At 40.1% G+C, this 1816-nt stretch carries 2 protein-coding genes; both read left to right on the top strand.

Annotated elements, in window-relative coordinates:
* The first annotated feature begins 169 nt into the window (after window positions 1-169).
* A complete protein-coding gene (locus ACYVRA_RS06350; protein WP_461251907.1) occupies window positions 170-1318 on the top strand; it encodes a FliG C-terminal domain-containing protein in 1149 nt (382 codons plus the stop codon).
* Window positions 1315-1816: insulinase family protein (locus ACYVRA_RS06345; protein ID WP_461251906.1), on the top strand; the 502-nt coding region annotated here is incomplete at its 3' end. The genes ACYVRA_RS06350 and ACYVRA_RS06345, both read left to right, overlap by 4 nt.

Genomic DNA, 1816 nt, shown 5'->3' with positions numbered 1-1816 from the left:
ATTACAGGAGGAAAATAAAAAGATTACAATAAATTGAAGATATGCGGTTTTTATTATGTTGATTCTCAATTTTTTTCTTTCATTCATTTAATAATATCCATCTATTAATTATTTAGTAATTATATTATAATTCCAAAATATGGGGAATATAGTGCGACATGGCATCGAAATGTATAAACAAACCATGAACCAGCCGTCTGAAAACAGCGCTACAAACGTTCCCGCTAAGCGCTCGACAAATAATACTCCCGCTGTTTTTTATAAAGAATCAAAAAAACAGAAACCTCCAATATTTGTGCCAGAGGGTGAGACTCCGCAGGAATCAAAGTACAGGCGGGTTGCGAAATTTCTTATTTTAATAGGCAGCGAACAAGCGGCGGGAATTTTAGCCGAGCTTGATCCTGAGCAAGTCAGTGAAATATCAAAAGAAATCGCTTCTATTAACATTATTAAACCGGACGAAAGAGACCAAATACTTATCGAATTCCATTCGCTGTTTTCCAGGCCTTATAATTTTTCCGGCTCATCACAAGGCGGAATAGAAACCGCGCGCCGTATTCTTTACGCGGTAAAAGGCCCTATAGAAGGAGAAGAACTTCTCAACAGGGCAATTCCCAAAACAAAGGAAAATCTGTTTGGCTTTCTGGAAGAATTTTCCGCGGAACAGCTTGTAATGCTTTTAAAAGACGAAACAGATCAAACGGCGGCGCTTATACTTTCCAGAATGACGGCAAAACTTTCCGCGGAAACACTGAGCAAACTTCCGTCACACCGAAAGGCTGTAATTTTAAAGCGAATAGCGCATCAGAGCGAAGTTGCGCCTGAAGTGCTTGAACAGGTGTCCGCGGCGTTACGTGAAAAAATCAGGCATGTCAGCGCCGGTTCCAATGATATAAAAATTGACGGTATGCAGGCCTTAACAGCGATTTTAAAACACGGGGATTATTCCTTTGGCGACAAATTAATAAATGAGATAGTAAAGGACGATCCAAAAATTGGGCAAAATTTAAAAGAAAAACTTTACACCCTTGACGATGTTTTACTCGCGGTTGACCGTCCCATTCAGGATAAATTATCAACAATGACGGATCGCGATATTGCCATTTTATTAAAGGGCAGGGGAAATGAATTCTACGAAAAAATAATGTCCTGCGTATCGGCGGGGCGCAGAAAATCAATCCGCGAAGAAAACGAGATTCTTGGAGCAGTGCTAAAACGCGATTGTGATTCAGTTGCCAAAGAATTTCTTACATGGTTCAGATATGCCCGTGAAAACGGAGAAATTTTGCTTTATAGCGATGAGGATGTAGTCTTATGACAAAAACAGCATTAAAAAAAAATCAAAAATTAAACAGCGGATTTGTAATTCTTGAAGTAGTTGAACTTGAAGAACTTAAAGCGCAGGGCATTTGGGCTAAGCATGAAAAAACAGGCGTAGAAGTTTTTCATGTTTTAAATGACGATGAAGAAAACCTATTCTCTTTTTCTTTCGCAACTTTTCCGGAAGATAATACGGGCGTGGCGCATATTCTGGAACATTCCGTTCTCTGCGGCTCCGAGCGTTATCCGCTAAAAGACGCTTTTATTGTTTTGGCGCAGGGAAGCCTGCAAACATTTTTAAACGCTATTACATTTCCTGATAAGACAGTTTATCCCGCAAGCTCGACAAACGAGCATGACTACTTTAACCTTATGTCGGTATACGGCGAATCAGTTTTTCGCCCACTGCTTCCCGAATGGACATTCATGCAGGAAGGACACAGGATGGAGTATCCGAATGAAAAGCTTGTAATTACCGGTGTTGTTTACAATGAGA

This window comes from Treponema sp. R8-4-B8, assembly GCF_054786175.1.
Note: the sequence above shows the minus strand (reverse complement) of the source record. Positions and strands in the feature narration are given on the sequence as shown.